Source organism: Devosia sp. T2-14 (assembly GCF_055397495.1).
The window spans coordinates 753165-771966 of the sequence record NZ_AP027921.1; the positions used below are offsets into that span (position 1 = coordinate 753165).

Annotated in this window: 22 protein-coding genes; 9 read left to right on the top strand and 13 right to left on the bottom strand. The window is 64.6% G+C overall.

The annotated features are described in order from the left end of the window. Positions 1–60 precede the first annotated feature (60 nt). From ACZ5WT_RS03640 to eda, 6 genes are all read right to left on the bottom strand, one after another. Complete coding sequence (locus tag ACZ5WT_RS03640) at positions 61–516, bottom strand: NfeD family protein (protein ID WP_464286030.1); 456 nt, start codon at positions 514–516, stop codon at positions 61–63. A gap of 12 nt (positions 517–528) precedes the next feature. Next, entirely contained in the window at positions 529–1518 is a 990-nt protein-coding gene (locus ACZ5WT_RS03645) for an SPFH domain-containing protein (protein ID WP_464286031.1), read from the bottom strand. Between the two features lie 135 nt (positions 1519–1653). After that, positions 1654–2334 (bottom strand): molybdate ABC transporter permease subunit, encoded by a 681-nt coding sequence (gene modB, locus ACZ5WT_RS03650; protein ID WP_464286032.1) that lies wholly within the window; start codon positions 2332–2334, stop codon positions 1654–1656. 202 nt (positions 2335–2536) lie between these two features. Further along, positions 2537–3271, bottom strand: a complete 735-nt coding sequence (gene modA, locus ACZ5WT_RS03655) for a molybdate ABC transporter substrate-binding protein (protein ID WP_464286033.1) — start codon at positions 3269–3271, stop codon at positions 2537–2539. Between the two features lie 59 nt (positions 3272–3330). Next, positions 3331–3699, bottom strand: a complete 369-nt coding sequence (locus tag ACZ5WT_RS03660) for a winged helix-turn-helix domain-containing protein (RefSeq protein WP_464286034.1) — start codon at positions 3697–3699, stop codon at positions 3331–3333. A 4-nt stretch (positions 3700–3703) separates the two neighbouring features. Then, positions 3704–4339: a bifunctional 4-hydroxy-2-oxoglutarate aldolase/2-dehydro-3-deoxy-phosphogluconate aldolase gene (gene eda, locus ACZ5WT_RS03665; RefSeq protein WP_464286035.1), complete on the bottom strand. Its 636-nt coding sequence runs from the start codon at positions 4337–4339 to the stop codon at positions 3704–3706. 122 nt (positions 4340–4461) lie between these two features. Here eda and nadA point away from each other — a divergent pair, with 122 nt between their 5' ends. Further along, positions 4462–5529, top strand: a complete 1068-nt coding sequence (gene nadA / locus ACZ5WT_RS03670; RefSeq protein ID WP_464286036.1) for a quinolinate synthase NadA — start codon at positions 4462–4464, stop codon at positions 5527–5529. Here nadA and ACZ5WT_RS03675 read toward each other — a convergent pair. Further along, on the bottom strand, positions 5526–5966 hold the full coding sequence (locus tag ACZ5WT_RS03675) for a hypothetical protein (protein ID WP_464286037.1): 441 nt from the start codon (positions 5964–5966) through the stop codon (positions 5526–5528). The two genes, nadA and ACZ5WT_RS03675, sit on opposite strands and share 4 nt — an antisense overlap. Before the next feature lie 65 nt (positions 5967–6031). Here ACZ5WT_RS03675 and ACZ5WT_RS03680 point away from each other — a divergent pair, with 65 nt between their 5' ends. Continuing rightward, positions 6032–7621: an L-aspartate oxidase gene (locus ACZ5WT_RS03680; RefSeq protein ID WP_464286038.1), complete on the top strand. Its 1590-nt coding sequence runs from the start codon at positions 6032–6034 to the stop codon at positions 7619–7621. A 1-nt stretch (position 7622) separates the two neighbouring features. Here the strand turns inward: ACZ5WT_RS03680 and ACZ5WT_RS03685 are convergent, their stop codons facing one another. Then, the gene (locus tag ACZ5WT_RS03685) at positions 7623–8600 is read right to left on the bottom strand and encodes a PfkB family carbohydrate kinase (protein ID WP_464286039.1); all 978 of its coding nucleotides are present in this window, start codon (positions 8598–8600) and stop codon (positions 7623–7625) included. Between the two features lie 96 nt (positions 8601–8696). Further along, a complete protein-coding gene (locus tag ACZ5WT_RS03690; protein WP_464286040.1) occupies positions 8697–9434 on the bottom strand; it encodes an SRPBCC family protein in 738 nt (245 codons plus the stop codon). Positions 9435–9631: 197 nt separating this feature from the next. On the opposite strand from ACZ5WT_RS03690, the gene ACZ5WT_RS03695 reads away from it, so the two are divergent. Both ACZ5WT_RS03695 and ACZ5WT_RS03700 read left to right on the top strand, forming a co-directional pair. After that, positions 9632–10189: a TRAP transporter small permease subunit gene (locus ACZ5WT_RS03695; RefSeq protein ID WP_464286041.1), complete on the top strand. Its 558-nt coding sequence runs from the start codon at positions 9632–9634 to the stop codon at positions 10187–10189. Then, positions 10189–11580 (top strand): TRAP transporter large permease, encoded by a 1392-nt coding sequence (locus ACZ5WT_RS03700; RefSeq protein ID WP_464286042.1) that lies wholly within the window; start codon positions 10189–10191, stop codon positions 11578–11580. The genes ACZ5WT_RS03695 and ACZ5WT_RS03700 overlap by 1 nt, the downstream gene beginning before the upstream one ends. Positions 11581–11653: 73 nt before the next feature. Here the strand turns inward: ACZ5WT_RS03700 and ACZ5WT_RS03705 are convergent, their stop codons facing one another. Next, complete coding sequence (locus ACZ5WT_RS03705; protein ID WP_464286043.1) at positions 11654–12754, bottom strand: TRAP transporter substrate-binding protein; 1101 nt, start codon at positions 12752–12754, stop codon at positions 11654–11656. Positions 12755–13007: 253 nt separating this feature from the next. Here ACZ5WT_RS03705 and ACZ5WT_RS03710 point away from each other — a divergent pair, with 253 nt between their 5' ends. From ACZ5WT_RS03710 to ACZ5WT_RS03720, 3 genes are read left to right on the top strand one after another with little or no spacing between them, the layout of a single operon-like run. Next, on the top strand, positions 13008–13400 hold the full coding sequence (locus tag ACZ5WT_RS03710) for a COG4315 family predicted lipoprotein (RefSeq protein WP_464286044.1): 393 nt from the start codon (positions 13008–13010) through the stop codon (positions 13398–13400). Between the two features lie 14 nt (positions 13401–13414). After that, complete coding sequence (locus tag ACZ5WT_RS03715) at positions 13415–13921, top strand: sigma-70 family RNA polymerase sigma factor (RefSeq protein WP_464286045.1); 507 nt, start codon at positions 13415–13417, stop codon at positions 13919–13921. Further along, positions 13918–14721: an anti-sigma factor family protein gene (locus ACZ5WT_RS03720; protein ID WP_464286046.1), complete on the top strand. Its 804-nt coding sequence runs from the start codon at positions 13918–13920 to the stop codon at positions 14719–14721. Before ACZ5WT_RS03715 ends, ACZ5WT_RS03720 begins: the two co-directional genes overlap by 4 nt. 15 nt (positions 14722–14736) lie before the next feature. On the opposite strand, the gene ACZ5WT_RS03725 is transcribed toward ACZ5WT_RS03720, so the two are convergent. Next, the gene (locus ACZ5WT_RS03725; protein ID WP_464286047.1) at positions 14737–15921 is read right to left on the bottom strand and encodes an alpha-hydroxy acid oxidase; all 1185 of its coding nucleotides are present in this window, start codon (positions 15919–15921) and stop codon (positions 14737–14739) included. 458 nt (positions 15922–16379) lie between these two features. Between ACZ5WT_RS03725 and ACZ5WT_RS03730 the strand changes: the two genes are divergently transcribed. Continuing rightward, entirely contained in the window at positions 16380–17294 is a 915-nt protein-coding gene (locus ACZ5WT_RS03730) for an SMP-30/gluconolactonase/LRE family protein (protein WP_464286048.1), read from the top strand. On the opposite strand, the gene ACZ5WT_RS03735 is transcribed toward ACZ5WT_RS03730, so the two are convergent. After that, on the bottom strand, positions 17291–17833 hold the full coding sequence (locus tag ACZ5WT_RS03735; protein ID WP_464286049.1) for an AAA family ATPase: 543 nt from the start codon (positions 17831–17833) through the stop codon (positions 17291–17293). The genes ACZ5WT_RS03730 and ACZ5WT_RS03735 overlap by 4 nt on opposite strands. A 61-nt stretch (positions 17834–17894) precedes the next feature. Between ACZ5WT_RS03735 and ACZ5WT_RS03740 the strand changes: the two genes are divergently transcribed. Further along, complete coding sequence (locus tag ACZ5WT_RS03740) at positions 17895–18533, top strand: class I SAM-dependent methyltransferase (protein WP_464286050.1); 639 nt, start codon at positions 17895–17897, stop codon at positions 18531–18533. Here the strand turns inward: ACZ5WT_RS03740 and ACZ5WT_RS03745 are convergent. Further along, complete coding sequence (locus ACZ5WT_RS03745; protein WP_464286051.1) at positions 18530–18802, bottom strand: acylphosphatase; 273 nt, start codon at positions 18800–18802, stop codon at positions 18530–18532. The genes ACZ5WT_RS03740 and ACZ5WT_RS03745 overlap by 4 nt on opposite strands.

Sequence of the window (18802 nt, forward strand, 5' to 3'; positions counted from 1 at the left end):
GTCCCGCAGCGAAGCACTGCGGGGTCCGGCCGATCCTTCCAGCTTATGGTTAATGAAGCCTTAGCTCAGGGGTTGGACCTTGAGGACGTTGCCCTCGCTGCCGATAACCCGCACGCGATGCCCGACGGGCAGGTCGGGCCCCGATACGCGCCAGACCGTATCGCCCAGCACCACCCGACCAAAACCCTGCTCGATCGCCTGTTCCAGGACGACATCCTGGCCGATGAAGCGCTCGGCGCGTCGGTTGAGATAAGGGCGATCGGACTTTGGGGAGCGGCCACGAGTCCAGCGCAACCAGAGCACGATGCTGACCAGCGACAGGGCGCCGAAGATCAGCCATTGCAGCGGCCAGCCAATGCTGGGCATCGCAAAGGCCAGCGCCCCGGTCACGATGCCCGAAATGCCCATCCACAGCAGGAACCCGCCGGGCACGACCAGCTCGAGCGCCAGCAGGATCAGACCGGCGACAATCCAGGCCCAGGGGCCGTTGCTGGCGACGAAATCGATGACCTGCATCGCCTGCTCCCGTTACTGCTGGCCGGCTGAGGGGGGACGGCTGGAGCGCACCGGCGCGGGTGCGCCACCACCAAAGGTTTCCTTGGCGATTTCGGCAATGCCGCCGATGGCGCCGATGACGCTGGCGGCTTCCACCGGCAGCATCAGGATTTTCTGGTTGGGCGAAGTGGCAATGCCCTCAAGCGCCTTGATGTAGTTGTTGGCGACGAAATAGTTGATGGCCTGCACATTGCCCGAGGCAATGGCGTCGGACACCATCTGGGTGGCCTTGGCTTCGGCTTCGGCCGACCGCTCGCGCGCTTCGGCGTCGCGGAATGCAGCCTCGCGGCGGCCTTCGGCTTCGAGAACCTGCGCCTGCTTGGCACCTTCCGCCTGCAGGATCGCCGACTGGCGGCGGCCCTCGGCCTCAAGGATAGTGGCGCGCTTTTCGCGCTCGGCCTTCATCTGGCGGCCCATCGAATCCACCAGGTCCTTGGGCGGATCGATGTCCTTGATCTCGATGCGGGTGATCTTGACGCCCCAGGGCGAGACGGCCGTATCGACCACCTTGAGCAGGCGGTGATTGATCTCGTCGCGATTGGACAGCAGCTCATCGAGATCCATCGAGCCCATCACCGTACGGATATTGGTCATGGTCAGGTTGAGGATGGCGTTTTCGAGGTTGGACACCTCATAGGCCGCTGCGGCTGCATCGAGGATCTGGAAGAAGGTCACGCCATTGGCGGTGATGGAAGCGTTGTCGCGCGTGATCACTTCCTGGTGGGGCACGTCGAGCACCTGCTCCATAACGTTGATCTTCTTGCCGATGCTGTCGATGAACGGCACGATCAGGTTAAGCCCTGGCTTGAGGGTCCGCGTGTATTTGCCGAAACGCTCGACGGTGAAATTGTAGCCCTGCGGCACCGTCTTGGCGCCGGCGAACAGCACCAGGATCAGCAGAATGCCAAGGCCGATCAAAGTGATGCTCAGGCCGTCGAGCGCAAAGCCGTCAAACAAATCCATCGCCGATTCTCCCTTGGTCTTCATGGGCCGAACAATATTGAGGCACCGGCGGGCACGCAATGTCTGCACGCGCAGAAACATCGCGCGGCCGCACCCCTAATATGTAGTGATGCCGGAGCCGCGGTGCGATGGCGTCTAGGGCATAGGGACATTGACGCGCCGTTCGATGGTCAGCGTGACCGCGATCACCACGAAGGCAAAGATCACCATGCCCAGCGCCACGACATGGGCCTCGCCCCATTGCAGACGCTCGACATAGTCGTAGAGCGCGATGGCGATAACCTTGGTCTGGCCGGGAATATTGCCGCCGATCATCAGCACGACGCCAAATTCCCCCACCGTATGGGCGAAGGTCATGACCGCGCCGGTAATATAGCCGGGCCGCGCCAGCGGCAGGGCGACGCGGAGGAAACGCTGCCGGTAGCTGGCGCCCAGCGACAGGGCCGCTTCGAGCGGATCGTCGCCGATGGCGGCAAAGGCGTTGCGCAGCGGCTGCACCATGAAGGGCAGCGAATAGAAGAACGAACCGATGATGAGGCCGGTGAAGGAAAAGGCCAGCGTGCGCCCGCCCCAGAGGCCCGCAATCCACCCGCCGGGGCCATTGGGGCCAAGTGCCAGCAGCAGGTAAAAGCCCAGCACGGTGGGCGGCAGCACCAAGGGCATGGCCACCACCGCGCCGACGACCTCGCGAAAGCGCGACTTGCTGCGCGCCAGCCACCAGGCGATGGGCGTGCCGACCACAAGCAATATGACGGTGTTGATGGCGGCCAGGGCCAGCGTCAGGCTGATGGCAGGCCAGATGTCACCCAGGTTCACCTTTGGGCACCCATGGTCTTGCGCGATCCTCTCAGTCGTCTCCCTCCCCCTTGTGGGGAGGGATCAAGGGTGGGGGTGGATTGGCCCGGATACCGGGGCTCCCACACCCCCACCCTGCTCGATTCGACGGACTTGGCAAAAGCCAAGTCCGATCTCGCTCCCCTCCCCACAAGGGGGAGGGAGCCCGACTGCGAGGCCGGCGTTACTCCACCACGTAGCCTGCCGCCGTAATCACGGCCACGGCTTTTTCGCCTTTGAGGAAATCGACATAGGCCGCGGCGGCGGGATTGGCCTCGCCGGTCTTGAGCAGGACGGCGTCCTGGCGGATCGGCTCGAACAGCTCGGCCGGCACCAGCCACACGCTTGATTTGCCGACCACCTGGCTGGCCGCGACAAAGCCCAGCTCGGCGTTGCCCGTCTCGATGAACTGCAGGGTCTGGCTGATGTTTTCGCCGGTGACCAGCTTGCCGGCCACCGCGTCGGTCAGGTCCAGAGCGGCAAGGGTTTCCTCGGCGGCGCGGCCATAGGGCGCGGTGGTGGGGTCGGCGATGGCGAGCTTGTCATAGGCAAGGCCCTCGAGCACGGCCTTGCCATCGGCGAGATCGAGCGTGGTGCTGTAGAGCGCCAGCGCCCCGATGGCATAGGTGAAAACCGAGCCCTCGACGCCCAGCCCCTCGGCGACCGCCTTGGTGGGGCGCTCGTCATCGGCGGCGAGCAGCACCTCAAAGGGCGCGCCCTGCGAAATCTGGGTGTAGAGCTGGCCGGTGGCGCCAAAGCTATAGACCACGTCGTGACCGGTCTCGGCCTTGAACAGCGGCGCCAGCTCTTCGGCCACTTTGGTGAAATTGGCCGCGACAGCGACATTGACGCTGTCGGCATGGCCCGCCCCGCTCATGAGCAGGCTGGCAAAGACGGTTCCGACGAAAAGCACGCGCATGAATGGAGACCTCCGATATGTTCCGACGAACATATCCAGCAGCCTCATCGGCGCAAGCGCTATTTCCGTTGGGATATATCGAAGAAGCGACGCAAGGCGGTGACGTCATCGGCGATGGCATCACGGGTCTTGCGCTGCATGTCACGATAATGCGCGAGCACAGTGCGGCCGGCCTCGGTCAGCTGCGCGCCACCCTGCGCGGCGCCGCCGCGGCTGGATTCGACCAAGAGCGTTCCAAAGCCCTCATTGAGGGCCTGAACCAGCCCCCAAGCGCGTTTGTAGCTCATGCCCATGGCCTTGCCGGCGGCCGAAATCGAGCCGGTGCTGGCAATCAGTTCCAGCAGGTCGGCTCGACCGGGGCCGATATAGGCCGTTTCGCTCAGCGTGACCCTGAGATGGGAGAGACCGTCGCTGGGCACCCCCGCCATGGCGTTAGCCGCGCAGCTGGGAGGCTTCGCGGGCCAGCGCTTCGATGCGGCCCCAGTCATTGGCGGCCAGTGCATCAGCCGGCATGATCCAGCTGCCACCGACGCAGATGACGTTGGGCAGGCCGAGATAGACCTTGGCCTTGGCCGGATCGATGCCGCCGGTGGGGCAGAAGGTGATGTCGGGCAGCGGCGAGGCAAAGGCCTTGAGCACCGGTGCGCCGCCCAGCGCTTCGGCCGGGAAGAACTTGAGGAAGCTGTAGCCGCGCTCGGCCGCCGTCATGGCTTCGCTGGTGGTGCCGATGCCCGGCAGCAGCGGAATGCCGATATCGTCGGCGGCGTCGAGGATGCGCGGGGAAATGCCAGGCGACACCATGAAGCGGCAACCGGCATCCACCGACTGCTTCATGTGCAGGCCGTTGCGCACGGTGCCCGAGCCGACAATGGCGCCGGTGACCTTGCCCATCTCTTCCATGACCTTGAGCGCGTTGGGAGTACGCAGGGTCACTTCCAGGATCGGCAGACCGCCCGCGACCAGCGCCTCGGCCAGCGGCCGCGCTTTACTGACATCATCGAGAATGATGACAGGAACAACCGGAGCCAGCGAAAGAATGGAACGAATGGCGGCGGCGTCTTGCGGCATGGATAGACCTCATCGTTAGAGCTGTGGAACGGTTAGGAGCTTGGCGATATTCCCGCAACCCCGTTCATTGAAAAGACAGGAAATAATCCTTAGGTTCCGCCTCGACTTCGGAGGACCACGTCATGGTGCAGACAATCAACGCGATTACCCCGCTCGATGAGGCGCGCGCCATCCTGTCCGGGCACTTCGACCTGAAATTTTCCAAGGCCGTCGAACGCGCCACCGAAAAGGTGTTTGAGCGCGTCCGTCACCAGATTCCCGAAATCGAATGGGCCTTCTATGCGCCGCTGATCTTCCAGATCAACCGGCTCAAGAAGGAGAAGGATGCCGTCATCCTCGCCCACAATTACCAGACCCCGCAGATCTATCACGGCGTGGCCGATATCGTGGGCGACAGCCTGCAGCTGGCCATTGAGGCGACCAAGGTGCGCCAGCAGGTGATTGTGCAGTGCGGCGTGCACTTCATGGCCGAGACCAGCAAGCTGCTGAACCCGGAAAAGACGGTGCTCATCCCCGATAGCCGTGCCGGCTGCTCGCTGGCCTCCTCGATCACCGCCGAGGACGTCATTGCCATGCGCGAAATGTATCCGGGCGTGCCGGTGGTGACCTATGTGAACACGTCTGCCGCCGTGAAGGCGGTGACCGATGTGTGCTGCACCTCGTCCAACGCGCTCGATATCGTCAATCGCGTCGACGGCGATACCGTCATCATGATCCCCGACCAGTATCTGGCGCAGAACACCGCCAAGAAGACCGGCAAGAAGGTGATCACCTGGGCCGGCGCCTGCGAGGTGCACGAGACCTTTACCGCCGAGGATATCTCGGAACTGCGGCACGCCTATCCGACGGCCAAGATCATCGCCCATCCCGAATGCCCGCCCGAGGTGATCGACGCGGTCGACTTTGCCGGCTCCACTGCCGCCATGATCGACTGGGTCAAGACCACCAAGCCGCCGCGCGTGGTGATGGTGACCGAATGCTCGATGTCGGACAATGTGGCCAGCGAAACCACCGGCGTCGACTTCCTGCGCGGCTGCAACATCTGCCCGCACATGAAGCGCATCAACCTCGAAAACGTGCTGTGGAGCCTGCACACCATGACCGAGGAAGTCACGGTGCCCGAAGACACCATCCCGCCCGCACGGCTGGCCGTGGAGCGCATGATCGAGATGAGCCGGAAGGGCGATTAACGGCCCAGGGCATAGCGCCGGTGATGGGCCAGATGTGCGCGGGCGGGCCGGAACGGCTCCTCGACCAGCACGAGGCCCTGTCGCAATGCCGTCAGTACGCTGCGATCGAGCAGGTCGGGATGCGGCGCAGTGATGCGATAGTCGTCTTCGATGGTGATCAGGCCATCGCGAAACGGCCGCACCAGCGCGTAGAGCATGGGCAGGTAATTGTTGATGGCCAGGGGCCCGCCCTGGTCGCGCGGCTGGATCGCCACCACGTCGAGGTCGCGATGCAGATGCAGCACCGGACGATCGAATTGCGCTCCGGTCAGCGCGCAGCGATAACCATAGGTGAGCAACACGATCGCGTGGAGATCGGTATGGGCATTGATCGAGTGATCGGCGGCAAAGCCGCGCTGCGCCTCTTCGCCCAGACCGTCGTCATCGGTTCCGACCATTGCCCGCCCTCGCCCCTGCGGGCGTTACCTTACGTAGAACCCCAGGCCTCGCAAGGAAAACCGCGATGACCACCTTCGACAACACCCTTTATGCCGATGGCGCACTGATCGTGGGGGCCGGGCTGGCGGGGCTGTTCACCGCCCTCAAGCTGGCGCCGCGGCCGGTGACCGTGCTGTCGCCCAAGCTGCTGGGTACCGGCGCCTCCTCGGCCTGGGCGCAGGGCGGGGTCGCCGCAGCCGTGGGCGCGGGTGACAGCAGCCATGCCCATGCGGTCGATACCGAAATGGCGGGGGCCGGCATCGTCGATCACGGCACCGCCGAAAGCGTGACCGCCGAGGCGGCCGCCCGCATCGAAGACCTGGCGCGCTGGGGCACTCCGTTCGATCGCGACGATTTCGGCAATTTCGAACTGGGCCGCGAGGCCGCCCACTCGGCCAACCGCATCGTCAGGGTCGAGGGCGACCGGGCAGGCTGGGCCATCATGCAGGCCATCATCGCCGAAGTGCGGCGCACGCCCTCGATCCGGGTCGTGGAGGGGATCACCGCGCTCAGCCTGGCGCGGGACAATGGCCGCATCGTCGGCGTGTTCTGCCGGCGCCTGGGCGATCGCTATTCCGAACCCGTCTTCATCCGCGCCCGCGCCACCGTGCTGGCCGCAGGGGGACTGGGCGGGCTCTATGCCGTTACCACCAATCCGCCCGGCGTCAGGGGCCACGCCATGGGCATGGCGGCCCGGGCCGGAGCGCTGATCGCCGACGCCGAATTCGTGCAGTTCCACCCCACCGCGATTGCGACCGGCGCCGACCCGGCCCCGCTGGCCACCGAGGCCCTGCGCGGCGAGGGCGCCATCCTGGTCAATGATCTGGGCGAGCGCTTCATGCCGGCCATCCACCCCGATGCCGAGCTGGCACCGCGCGACGTGGTGGCGCGCGCCAACTTCCGCCAGATCCAGGCGGGCCGGAAGGTTTTTCTTGATACCCGCCAGGTGCTGGGCGCCGAAATCCTGACCCGCTTTCCTACCGTCGCCAAGTATTGCCTTGATGCCGGCATCGACCCGGTGACGCAGATGATCCCGGTGACCCCGGCGGCGCATTTCCATATGGGCGGCGTCAAGGTCGACGAGCGCGGTCGCTCATCCCTGCCCGGTCTCTGGGTGTGCGGGGAAGCCAGCTGCACCGGCCTGCACGGCGCCAATCGCCTCGCGTCCAACTCGCTGCTGGAAGCCACCGTCTATGGCGCGCGCATCGCCGAGGACATTGGCGGCCTCGAACCGGCCGGCGATCTCGCCCCGTTCAAGGGCATCGGCTGGAACGAGGCGGAAGGCGAACGCGCCGAACAGGTGCTGCGCAACCTGCCCGCCGTGCAGAACCTGCGCCGCATCATGACCGACCTCGTGGGCGTCGAGCGCAATGCGGCCGGACTCAACCAGGCCCTGCGCGACATCGCCGACCTCGAAGCCAATGCCGAGCACGTCACCAGCGCCTATCTCAACATGACCACCTCGGCGACGCTGGTGGCGGCGGCCGCGCTCAAGCGCACCGAAAGCCGCGGCGGCCATTTCCGCACCGACTTCCCGGCAACCGACGACATCAACTGGGAGCACCACACGACCATGACGCTGGCCGAAGCCCTGGCGATCCGGGCGGACGCTTAGCTTAGGCCAGCAGCACCGCGTCGACTTCGGCCCGCGTCGGGGGCTTGCAACCCTTGCGGCCGCAATTGATGCCGGCCACCACCGCGCCAAAGCGCAGCATGTCGGACAGGGCACCGTCGCCGAGCGCATCGAGCTTGCCCGCCTTGAGCAGGCCGCGCTCGTGCAGCCAGGACAGGATGCCCGCCATCAGGCTGTCGCCCGCGCCCACCGTGTCACCGAAGACCGGTGGCGCGTAGATGGCCGCCTGCGCCGTGCCTGAACGGGTGAAGGCGCGCGAGCCCTTGTCGCCGAGCGTTACGACGAACAGTTCACAGTTTGGTCGCGCCAGCATTTCTGCGGCGTGCGCTTCGATGCTCATGGACTTGTCCAGCGCCTCGAGGTCTTCCTCGCTGACCTTGACCACATGGGCAAGGTCAAGAAAGCCGGACAGGCGCTGCTTGTAGCCCTCAAAATCATCGACCAAGCTCGGCCGCACATTGGGGTCGATGGAAATCGTCGCGCCGCGAGAGATTGCCGCCTGCACGACTTGGTGCCAGGCCGTGGACTCATCGGGCTTGATCGGGCAGAAGCCGCCGATCTGGTAGAGATCGAGCTTTTCAGGCAAGGCCGCGATGGCCTTGTCGGCATTGATGGCGCCATCGGCGGACCGATAGAAACCGTAGCGCGCATTGTGGTTGGCATCGAAATTGATCACCGCCAGCGTGGTATATTCGGCAACGCGCTCGGGCAGCAGCGGGGTGACCCCGGCCTCGGCCAGCGGACCCAGCAGATAATCACCAAAAGCGTCGGCGGAGATGGGGCAGAGGAAGCCGGTGGGATTGCCCAGCTTGCTCAGCGCAATCGCGCAGTTATAGGGCGAGCCGCCCGGATGGGCCGTCATCACGATCTGGTTGGCGCCGTCCCGGCCAATGGCCGAACCATCGGCCAGAATTACCTCGGCCTTGAGATCAATCAGGCTTTCCCCACCAACCACGAACATGCAATGCCCTCCCAGGCGATAGATGCGCCGGCCCGGCGCAAGCGCCAGCGGCATAGCATTATTGGTACCGCTTTCGCCAGCGGCGCGAGCGAATGCTCAGCCCTTGGGCGCGTACCGCTCCGTCCACCAGTCGGTCCAGCGCTGCTCGAGCGCCGCAAAATCGGCGTCGCTGAGGCCATAGGTGGTAAGCACCACCGATCCTCCGCCGTCGGGACGCTCGGGCGAGACGCCCATATCGGTGACCGCCAGCAGGCCATTGCCCCATTGCGCCACGGTGAGCCCGGTCTGGAAATGCGTGCGGTACCAGACCGCGCCCGAAATCGTGTCGCCCATGCCCAGCTCGGCGGCATAGTCGGCGGTGACGGCCCGGTTGGTCGCATTGGCAAGGCCAAGCGCAACCGAGGGCGCCTGCCCGCCCGGCCGGGTCGCGCCGGAGAGAAAGATGGTGCGGCGCGTATCACCGCGATGCTGCTCCAGCGCCAGCTTCAATTGCTGGAAGAACGTCACCCAGCCTTCGGCGATCGCATCATAGGTGCCGGCCCAGTCGAGCGGTTCTGGCGCCGAGCGCAGCACACGCAGGCGGGTCTGCGCCCCGGCCGCGCTGAGCTCGATGGCATAGGACGACCCCTCCCACTCGCCGAACTGTACCCGATGGGCCGCGGGGTCGCTGGTGCTGCCATCGACAAAGATGAACTGGATCTCGTCGGCCAGCGAAGGGGCATCCCAGCCAAACCAGGTGGCAATCTGCGCGGGATCGGTGATCGCCGCCCACACAACCTCCATCGGAGCGGTGATCGCGATATCGACAATGACCTGTTTGCCAGGATCAATCATGGCTTTACTCCTCCAATGCACCTACCCGACGCGCCGCCAGAGTATAGACCCGTCGACCTGCAATAAAGGCTCTTCATCCACCTTGGATTTCCGCAGTCTTTGTTGACGTCGACCATTGTTCCTGTTCAATCAACGCCAGGGAGATTGATTGGAAGGACAAGGGGATACCCCGCCTGCCAGTCAGAAGGAGGAACCACTTGAGATTGCTTGTCGGCTTCATCAAAGGGGTCAGCACCCTGAACAGGGTTGTGGGGGAAACCCTGTCCTGGCTGGCCCTTGCCTGTGTGCTTGTGTGCTTTACCGTCGTCATCCAGCGCTACTTCTTTCACACCAGTCACCTGTGGATGCAGGACCTCTATGTGTGGGTGAACGGCGCCATGTTCACCGGCGTTGCCGGGTTTGCCCTGCTGCGGCAGGACCACGTCCGGGTGGACATTTTCTATAGGCCCGCATCGCTGCGCTGGAAGGCTACCGCCGACCTCATCGGCGTCGTGCTGTTCCTACTGCCCTTCATGTATGTCGTGATCTCGTTCGGTCTGCCCTATGTGCAGCGCTCGTGGCGCATCTGGGAGGGCTCCGCCAATATCGGCGGCATGCCGGGCCTGTTCGTTCTCAAGAGCTTCATTCTCGTCTTCGCCGCGCTGGTCACCTTGCAGGGTCTGGCCATGGCAGCACGGTCCATTCTCGTGCTGAACAACAAGCAAGACCTGCTTCCACCCAACCTGCGCTACGAAGCCGAGAAGGGGCACGGCTGATGGATCCAAAACTCCTCGGAGAAATCCTCTCCGGCCTGATGTTCTTCGGCATCATCGGCGTGTTGATGCTGGGCTTTCCCGTCGCCTTCAGCCTCGCCGGCACCGCCCTGATCTTTGGCCTGGTCGGCTTTATGCTGGGGGTCTTCGACCCCTCCAACCTGGGCTTCCTGGCCTCGCGCTTCATCGGCAACATGACCAATGAAGTGCTGGTCGCCGTGCCGCTCTTCATCTTCATGGGCGTGATGCTGGAACGCACCGGCATTGCCGAGCGCCTGCTGCTGACCATGGGCAAGCTGTTCGGCAATATGCGCGGCGGGCTGGGCCTCTCGGTCATTCTGGTGGGCGCATTGCTGGCCGCTTCGACGGGCGTCGTGGGCGCGACAGTGGTCACGATGGGGCTGATCTCCCTGCCGGCCATGATGCGCGCTGGCTATGATCCCAAGCTGGCCACCGGCGTCATCTGCGCCTCGGGCACGCTGGGCCAAATCATTCCGCCCTCCACCGTGCTGATCTTCATGGGCGACATGCTCTCGGGCATCAATGCCCAGGTGCAGATGGAAAAGGGCAATTTCGCCCCCGAGCCGGTTTCGGTGGGGTCGCTGTTCGCCGGGGCCTTCATCCCAGGCATGGTGCTGGTCGCGCTCTATGCGCTCTGGGTGATCTTCAAGGCGGTGACCGATCCCAAATCGTGCCCGGCAACGCCGGTTCCCGAGGCGGAAAAAGAGGGCCTGCTCAAGGAAGTCGCCGTCGCCCTGGTGCCGCCGCTGCTGCTGATCGTTGCCGTGCTCGGTTCGATCCTGGGCGGCATCGCCACCCCGACCGAGGCCGCCTCGGTCGGCTCGGTGGGCGCCATGCTGCTGGCCCTGCTGTCGCGCCAGCTCAACTTCCGGGTGCTGCGCGAAGCCGTGATCTCCACCGCCACCATTACCTCGATGGTGTTCATCATCCTGTTTGGCGCGGCGGTGTTCTCGGTGGTGTTCCGCGTCATGGGCGGCGACAACCTCGTGCATGAACTGCTCTCGAACATGCCGGGCGGGGCCATCGGCGCCACGATCATCGTCATGGCGATCATGTTCCTGCTCGGCTTCATCCTCGACACGTTCGAGATCATCTTCATCGTGATCCCGATCACCGCGCCGATCCTGCTCGCACTGGGCGTCGACCCTGTCTGGCTGGGCGTGGCGGTGGGCGTGAACCTGCAGACCAGCTTCCTGACGCCGCCCTTCGGCTTCTCGCTGTTCTACCTGCGCGGGGTCGCGCCGGCTTCGATCACCACCGGCATGATCTACAAGGGCGTCATTCCCTTCGTGCTGCTGCAGCTGACGGGGCTGGCCATCCTCTTCATCTTCCCCGAACTGGTCACCTGGCTGCCCAGCCTGATCTACAAGTAAGCCTGGATCGCCAAGCCAACAAAAAAGCCCGGGTGCATGACACCCGGGCTTCCTGTTTTCAGGCCAGGCCCGATCAGGTGTACTTCACGTACTTTTCGCGGGCCGCCAGATAGGGCATGTCGGTGCCCTCGGTGCGTTCGCGCAACAGGTTGAACGCTGTAACGAAGCTTTCGGCCGTCTTTTTGGTCATCGCATCGCCGCCTTCGCGGATTTCAGCGATCAGTTCCATTGATGCCTTTGCACCGGCCTCCAGAATTTCCTCGGGGAAACGGCGGATGGCAACGCCATGGTCATTGGCCAGAACCCGCAGCGAGCGCGGGTCATTGGCATACATGTCGGCGGCGACGTCATCATAGGACGCCTGGGCGCAGTAGCGCACGACTTCCTGCAGGTCTTCCGGCAGCTCCTGGAACTTGGCCTTGTCGACCGCGATTTCAGTCGCAAGACCCGGCTCGACGAAGCTCGGGAAATAGTAGTTCTTGGCGATCTGATAAAAGCCCAGTGCCAGATCGTTATAGGGGCCGACGAATTCGGCGGCATCGAGCGTGCCCGACTGCAGCGCGGCGAAAATCTCGCCCGCGGCCAGGTTGGTCACCGAGGCGCCGAGCTTGCCCCAGACCTGCCCGCCAAGCCCGGGGGTACGGAAACGCAGACCCTGAACGTCGGCAACGCCGGTCAGTTCATTGCGGAACCAGCCGCCAGCCTGCGTGCCGGTATCGCCCGACAGGAACCCCTGCAGGCCAAATCCGTCATAGATTTCGTCCCAGATTTCCTGGCCGCCCAGGTGGCGAACCCAGGCGGTTAGTTCGCGGCTGGTCATGCCGAAGGGCACGCCGGTGAAGAAGCTGAGGCCCTGGCTCTTGTTCTGCCAGTAATAGGGGGTGCCGTGGCTGAGTTCGGCCGAGCCGTCGATCACTGCATCCAGCGCCTGCAGGCCGGGCACCATCTCGCCAGCTGCATAGACCTGGATATTCAGGCGCCCACCGGACGCGCGACCCACGCGATCGGCAAAATTCTGCGCACCCACGCCGAGGCCGGGGAAATTCTTGGGCCACGTGGTGACCATGCGCCAGTTGATGGTGCCCTGTGCGATAGCGGGTGCGGCCAGCGAGGTGGCCGCAGCGGCGCCAATCGTGGCAACCGAAGCCGTTTTGAAGAATTCACGTCTCTTCATACACTCTCTCCCTTGTCGCATGCACGCTGCATGCGATGCCGATCGGCTCCCGCCTCTCCCTGACCAGCGCCAATCGGTGAAGTAAACAAGCAGTCCACAACAGTTCTGTCCAGCAGGTTGCTGCAACAGCAAGTAGATCGCTTGCCGACAACTTGAGACGAATGTTCGGTGATGATCGGGATTAAACATGCGCCTGCGGTGTTTACCCTTCTGCGGGCCGCGAGGCGGCCCCGAATTTGGAAGGGAACATGGTATGAAGTTTCGTTCGATCCTGGCCGGTGTAGCGGCCATCGCCTTGCTGGCCGCCCCTGCCCTGGCCGAGGACTATGTCGGTGGAGCCGTCAAATCCGCCGATATCGGCGGCAAGATGGTGCTCACCGATGCCAATGGCATGACCCTCTATATCTTCGACAAGGACGCGCCCGGCGTGACCAATTGCTATGAGCAATGCGCCATCAACTGGCCGCCGCTGATGGCCGATGCCTCTGCAAAGGCCGATGGTGAGTTCACCCTGGTGGACCGCACCGACGGCACCAAGATGTGGGCCTATAAGGGCCTGCCGCTCTATCTGTGGAAGGACGACAAGGCGCCCGGCGATATTACCGGCGACGGCGTCGGCGGCGTCTGGCATCTTGCCATCGAATAGACCCGAGGCAATCCGTGGACGACCTCATCGACCAGATCGAAGCCTGCGTGCCGGCCTTGCGGCGCTATGCCAGGGCCCTGACGCGCAGTGCCGACCTGGCCGATGACCTCGTGCAGGATTGCCTGGAACGCGCAATCTCCAGACGCGGCCTGTTTCGTCCCACCGGGCCGGTCCGCGCCTGGCTCTTCACGATTCTGCTCAATCTGCACCGCAATGCGCTGCGCAGCTCGCAGCGGCGGGGGCAGATTGTCGATATCGACCTCGTGCCCGAACCCTCGACCCCGGCGACACAGCCGGGTCACATTGCCCTTGCCGAAATGGCCCGCGCCATCGACACGCTGCCGCTGGAGCAGAAGGAAGCCCTGCTGCTCGTGGCGCTGGAAGGGCTGGCCTACAAGGAGGCTGCCGACATTCTGAACATTCCCCTGGGTACGCTGATGAGCCGCATCGGCCGGGCCCGCGCCGCCCTGAGGGTGCTGACCGGCACCCCCTCCGAGCCCTATCTGAGGACGGTCAAATGAGTGACATCACCCGCGACATGCTGATGGCCTATGCCGACGGGCAATTGAGCGATGCCGAGCGTGAGGCCGTCGACGCCCATCTGCAGTCAAATCCGGAAGCCGCAGCGGAGGTCGCGCTGATTGCGCGCCAGAACGGCGCGATCAAGGCGCTGTTCGACCCGGCCGGCGCCGAGGCCGTGCCCGCCCGGCTGAGGCCCCGCCGCATCGCCGCCGAACTGCGCCAGCGGCGCAACCGCGCCTGGGGCTGGGGGGCTGCGGCCGTCGTGCTGGTGGGGCTCGGGCTGGGCGCCGGGTGGCTCGTCCGCCCCCTGTTCGATACCCCGCCGGCCAGCGCCGTGCTGATTGCCGATGCGGTCAACGCCCACAATGTCTATGTCGCCGAGAACCGCCACGCCGTCGAAGTGGGGAGCGACGATTCCGAGCATCTGAGCACCTGGCTATCCAACCGCCTCGATACTCGGCTGGGCATGCCCGATCTCGTGCCCGAAGGCTTTACCCTGCTGGGCGGGCGCCTGCTGCCGGGGGCCGAACATGCCGGGGGGCGCGCTGCCCAGCTGATGTATGAAAGCCCGGCCAAGGAGCGCATCACCATCTATGTGACCGCCGCCCTGCCCGATGGCCAGCCGGCCTATCAGTTCACCAATTACGACGGCGCCGAAGCCTTCTACTGGGCCAATGCCCGCATCACCTGCACGGTGGTCGGCACCCTGCCGGCTGACCGGATGAAAGTGCTGTCGCAGGCCGTCTACCGGCAATTGACCGAAGGTGATGTTACCGCCAGCCGGCCCTATCGGGGATAAGTCAGCTGGCCCGGACTAGGCCCGCGCCACCGGCGGGTTCCGGGGCGGCAGGTCGTTGGAATAGATGTTGTGCAGGCCGACATTGAGAATGTCGCGTTCGCCACACAGCGCCATCGTGGTGTCGAGCTCCTTGCGGATGATATCGAGCACGCGCGTCACCCCAGCTTCGCCCCCGGCCCCCAGGCCATAGAGCATGGGGCGGCCGATAAAGGTGCCCTTGGCGCCATAGGCCATGGCCTTGAGCACGTCCTGCCCCGAGCGAATGCCGCTATCGAGATAGACCTCGGTCTTGTCGCCCACCGCATCAATGATCTCGGGCAGCACGCGAATGGTCGATGGGGCGCCATCGAGCTGGCGGCCGCCATGGTTGGACACGATGATGGCATCGGCCCCGTGCTGCAACGCCAGGCGCGCATCGTCGGGATCGAGCACGCCCTTGACGATGACCGGGCCGCCAAAGCGCTTCTTGACCCAGGCGATATCGGCCCAGTTGAGCGTGGGATCAAACTGGCTGGCCGTCCAGGCCGACAGCGATGCCAGATCGTGATCACCGCTTACATGGCCGACAATGTTGCGGAAGGTGTGGCGCTTGGTGCCCAGCATGCGCGCGCACCACAGCGGGTGCTGCATCATCTGCCAGACTGAATAGGCGTTGAACTTGGGCGGAGTGGAGAGCCCGTTATGGATATCCTTGTGGCGCTGGCCCAGGATCTGCAGATCCATGGTGAGCACCAGCGCCGAGCACTTGGCCGCCTTGGCGCGGTCGATCAGCCGCTCGATGAAGCCGCGATCGCGCATCACGTAGAGCTGGAACCAGAATGGGGCCGTGGTGTTCTCGGCAATATCCTCGATCGAACACACGGCCATGGTCGAAAGCGTGAAGGGAATGCCGTATTTCTCGGCGGCCTTGGCGGCCTTGATCTCTCCATCGGCCACCTGCATGCCGCCGGTTGCCGCCGGGGCAATGGCCACCGGCATGGTGATCTGCTTGCCCAGCATTGATGTCTTGAGATTGCGCCCTTCCAGATTGACCGCCACCTTCTGGCGCAGCTTGATCTTGTTAAAGTCGCTCTCGTTGTCGCGATAGGTGCCCTCGGTATAGCTGCCGCTATCGGCATATTCGAAGAACATCTTGGGCACGCTGCGGCGCGCCTTGGTCTTCATCTCATCAACAGTGAGGATCTTGTCGAGCGCGGCCATGCTGAAACTCCGGATTTACGCCTGCCTAGCAACTAACATGTTAGTCGTCAATGAGACGTGCGCAGGCGCCGCCGGACGCGGTTGCGGGTCGAGGAGATGGTGCCCCGAGGCGGGTTTCGCCCCTGGTTTGGTATTTTAGTGAGGCGCAACTCGCCCCGGGGCGCCGGGATTTCTGGCGGGCGGACTCTCTGGTGGCTTGCCACCTTCCGCGGACCCAGGCCGGGTAACGATCCCCAGCCCTCCCGGCCGTCGCCATGCAGTTGATCGTTGCAACTCCATCCCCGCATGGCTGATGGGGGGAGTGTCGCACGGGCGTTTGGGGCGGGGACAAGATGAATAAGCAGGGGGCTGCACCCGGCTCGGTGCCGGGTGACTCGGTGAGCATGGTGGCGGGATAGGTGCGCGCCGCTTGCAACGGGGGCGGGCATGATCTCCAATGCGTGGCGACGGAGGAGCACATGGCTATTGGCGGCGACGCGCTTGAGTATATCGACAGGAAATTCCATGCCCTGACCATCGGCAATGCTGCACTCGAAGTGCTGTATGACCAGTGCCGCTGGGCAGAAGGGCCGGTGTGGTTTGGCGACGCCAACCACCTGATCTGGAGCGATATTCCCAATAATCGCATGCTGAAATGGGTGCCCGAGCTGGGCGTTACCGTGTTCCGCAGCCCCTCCAACTATGTCAACGGCAATACCCGCGACCGGGAGGGGCGGCTGATTTCGTGCTCGCATGGTGCGCGGGCCGTGCTGCGTACCGAATGGGACGGCAGCGTCACCACGCTGGTCGACCGTTTCGAGGGTCGGCGGCTCAACTCGCCCAATGACGTTGTGGTCAAGTCGGACGGCACGATCTGGTTCACCGACCCCAGCTACGGCATTCTGTCGGACTATGAAGGCTACAAATCCGATCAGGAACAGGCGGGGTGTTTCGTCTACCGATTTGACCCGGCCGACGGATCGCTGCGCGTCGTCGCCGACGATTTCGCCAAGCCCAATGGGCTGGCCTTTTCGCCCGATGAATCCATGCTCTATGTCTCCGACACCGGGCAAAGCCATGATCCGGACTGGCCTGCTCATATCCGCCGCTTCGACGTGGCGGGAGCGCAGCTGCGCAATGGTACGGTGTTCGCTGATATCGACTCCGGCCTGCCCGACGGCTTCCGGCTCGATACCGAGGGCAATGTATGGACCAGCGCCGGGCTGGGGGTGAATGTCTACGACCCGGCCGGAGACCTGCTCGGCCGCATCAGGACCGGGGCCAAGACCAGCAATGTGGTGTTTGGCGGACCGCGGCGGAACCGGCTGTTCATCACCGCCAGCGAGTATCTGATGGCAACCTATGTCAACGCGACCGGCTTGCAACGCCCCTAAAGGCCCAGCTCGGCCAGCACGAAATCGGCGCGTTCGGCTACCGGCAGACGCGGCACGATGGTGACCGCGTAACCGAGCGCCGGATAGTCCTGCAACAGACGCTCATACTCGGCGATGGCGGCATCGAGCCCATGCTGGCGCTCGCCATCCCTAACGTAGATTTCGGGCCAGGGCGGGGTCAGGAACACCTGGTGATGATACCGCGGCAATTCGGCGGGCACGGGTTGCCCGGCGAGATGGGCCAGCCCGGCAGCGGCATCGACCAGGGCGCGATCGAAGAACACCCAACCCGCACGATCGGCGGCTGTATAGTCGGCTTGCGCCATGGCGATGGCGCGGTGCAGGAAGGCGGCGGGATCCACCCACGGCAAGGCGGCGCCGCCTGTGGCCAGTTCTTCGGCCACGATGCGGCGGCCGGGCTCGGGCACGCTGGGATAGCCGCGTCGGCCCAATTCGGCCAGGAGCGTGGACTTCCCGCCGCCCGAACAACCGGAAAGGATGACGAAGCGGGGTGTGGTTGTGTTGACGGGTGCGGACACGTGACTGTCCCTCCTTTGGTGGTTATCACGATAGCGCCCGAACCGGGCGCGGAGGCAGATATTGGATCGATCCGACTTCATCAGGCGGCATTTGCGGCTCGACCCGGTGCCCGGGCTGCCCGGCACCGTGCTCTATGCCGCCCATCCGGGCAGCCGGCTGTCGCAGCTGGCGGGCGAGGATGACCCCGATCCGCCGGCGCCGTATTGGGCCTATCCGTGGGCGGGCGGCATGGCGCTGGCGCGGCATTTCGAGAGCCATCCGGCGCTGGTGGCGGGCCGGCGTCTGCTCGATCTAGGCGCCGGATCAGGGCTGGTGGGGATTGTCGCGGCCAAAGCCGGAGCGATGGTTGAAGCCGCGGAGATCGACCCCAATGGGCGGGCGGCCATCATGCTCAACGCGACGGCCAATAATGTAGCTGTGGCGCTGGTCGATGTCGATATCGACGGGCCACCACCGGCTGATATCGAGCTGATCGCGGCGGGCGACGTGTTCTACAATTCCGAAGTGGCGGCGCGCATGCTGCCATTTCTCGAGCGGTGCCGAGCAGCGGGGATCGCGGTGCTGATCGGCGATCCCAACCGGCGCGACCTGCCGCTGGAGCGGCTGGAACTGGTGGCGTCCTATCCCGTGGGCGACGTGGGGGATGCGCGGGAAAAGGCGGGCCGGGTGGGGTCAGTCTATCGGCTGCGCGCAGGCTAGAGAGTGGCGCGGATTGCGAAGCCGCCGTGGGTTTCATCGCTGTCCGAAACCAGCACGCCGCTGACCAGCGCGGCACCGGGGCCATCCCAGCATGCTTCGAGCATCGCCTCGACGGCGGCAGGCTCACCGGAAAAGACCGCTTCGACGGACCCGTCGCGCCGGTTGCGCACCCAGCCGCCGAGCCCGCGCGAAACGGCTTCGGCCTCGACCCAATAGCGGAAGCCCACCCCCTGCACCCGACCGGTTATGATGGCGTGGGCGCCGCGCAT

What these genes read in the sequence shown, in the direction of transcription:
- ACZ5WT_RS03640 (WP_464286030.1), bottom strand. Translation starts at nt 516, where the DNA reads ATGCAGGTCATCGATTTCGTCGCCAGCAACGGCCCCTGGGCCTGGATT.
- ACZ5WT_RS03645 (WP_464286031.1), bottom strand. Translation starts at nt 1,518, where the DNA reads ATGGATTTGTTTGACGGCTTTGCGCTCGACGGCCTGAGCATCACTTTG.
- modA (WP_464286033.1), bottom strand. Translation starts at nt 3,271, where the DNA reads ATGCGCGTGCTTTTCGTCGGAACCGTCTTTGCCAGCCTGCTCATGAGC.
- ACZ5WT_RS03660 (WP_464286034.1), bottom strand. Translation starts at nt 3,699, where the DNA reads ATGGCGGGGGTGCCCAGCGACGGTCTCTCCCATCTCAGGGTCACGCTG.
- eda (WP_464286035.1), bottom strand. Translation starts at nt 4,339, where the DNA reads ATGCCGCAAGACGCCGCCGCCATTCGTTCCATTCTTTCGCTGGCTCCG.
- nadA (WP_464286036.1), top strand. Translation starts at nt 4,462, where the DNA reads ATGGTGCAGACAATCAACGCGATTACCCCGCTCGATGAGGCGCGCGCC.
- ACZ5WT_RS03675 (WP_464286037.1), bottom strand. Translation starts at nt 5,966, where the DNA reads ATGGTCGGAACCGATGACGACGGTCTGGGCGAAGAGGCGCAGCGCGGC.
- ACZ5WT_RS03680 (WP_464286038.1), top strand. Translation starts at nt 6,032, where the DNA reads ATGACCACCTTCGACAACACCCTTTATGCCGATGGCGCACTGATCGTG.
- ACZ5WT_RS03685 (WP_464286039.1), bottom strand. Translation starts at nt 8,600, where the DNA reads ATGTTCGTGGTTGGTGGGGAAAGCCTGATTGATCTCAAGGCCGAGGTA.
- ACZ5WT_RS03690 (WP_464286040.1), bottom strand. Translation starts at nt 9,434, where the DNA reads ATGATTGATCCTGGCAAACAGGTCATTGTCGATATCGCGATCACCGCT.
- ACZ5WT_RS03700 (WP_464286042.1), top strand. Translation starts at nt 10,189, where the DNA reads ATGGATCCAAAACTCCTCGGAGAAATCCTCTCCGGCCTGATGTTCTTC.
- ACZ5WT_RS03705 (WP_464286043.1), bottom strand. Translation starts at nt 12,754, where the DNA reads ATGAAGAGACGTGAATTCTTCAAAACGGCTTCGGTTGCCACGATTGGC.
- ACZ5WT_RS03710 (WP_464286044.1), top strand. Translation starts at nt 13,008, where the DNA reads ATGAAGTTTCGTTCGATCCTGGCCGGTGTAGCGGCCATCGCCTTGCTG.
- ACZ5WT_RS03720 (WP_464286046.1), top strand. Translation starts at nt 13,918, where the DNA reads ATGAGTGACATCACCCGCGACATGCTGATGGCCTATGCCGACGGGCAA.
- ACZ5WT_RS03725 (WP_464286047.1), bottom strand. Translation starts at nt 15,921, where the DNA reads ATGGCCGCGCTCGACAAGATCCTCACTGTTGATGAGATGAAGACCAAG.
- ACZ5WT_RS03730 (WP_464286048.1), top strand. Translation starts at nt 16,380, where the DNA reads ATGGCTATTGGCGGCGACGCGCTTGAGTATATCGACAGGAAATTCCAT.
- ACZ5WT_RS03745 (WP_464286051.1), bottom strand. Translation starts at nt 18,802, where the DNA reads ATGCGCGGCGCCCACGCCATCATAACCGGTCGGGTGCAGGGGGTGGGC.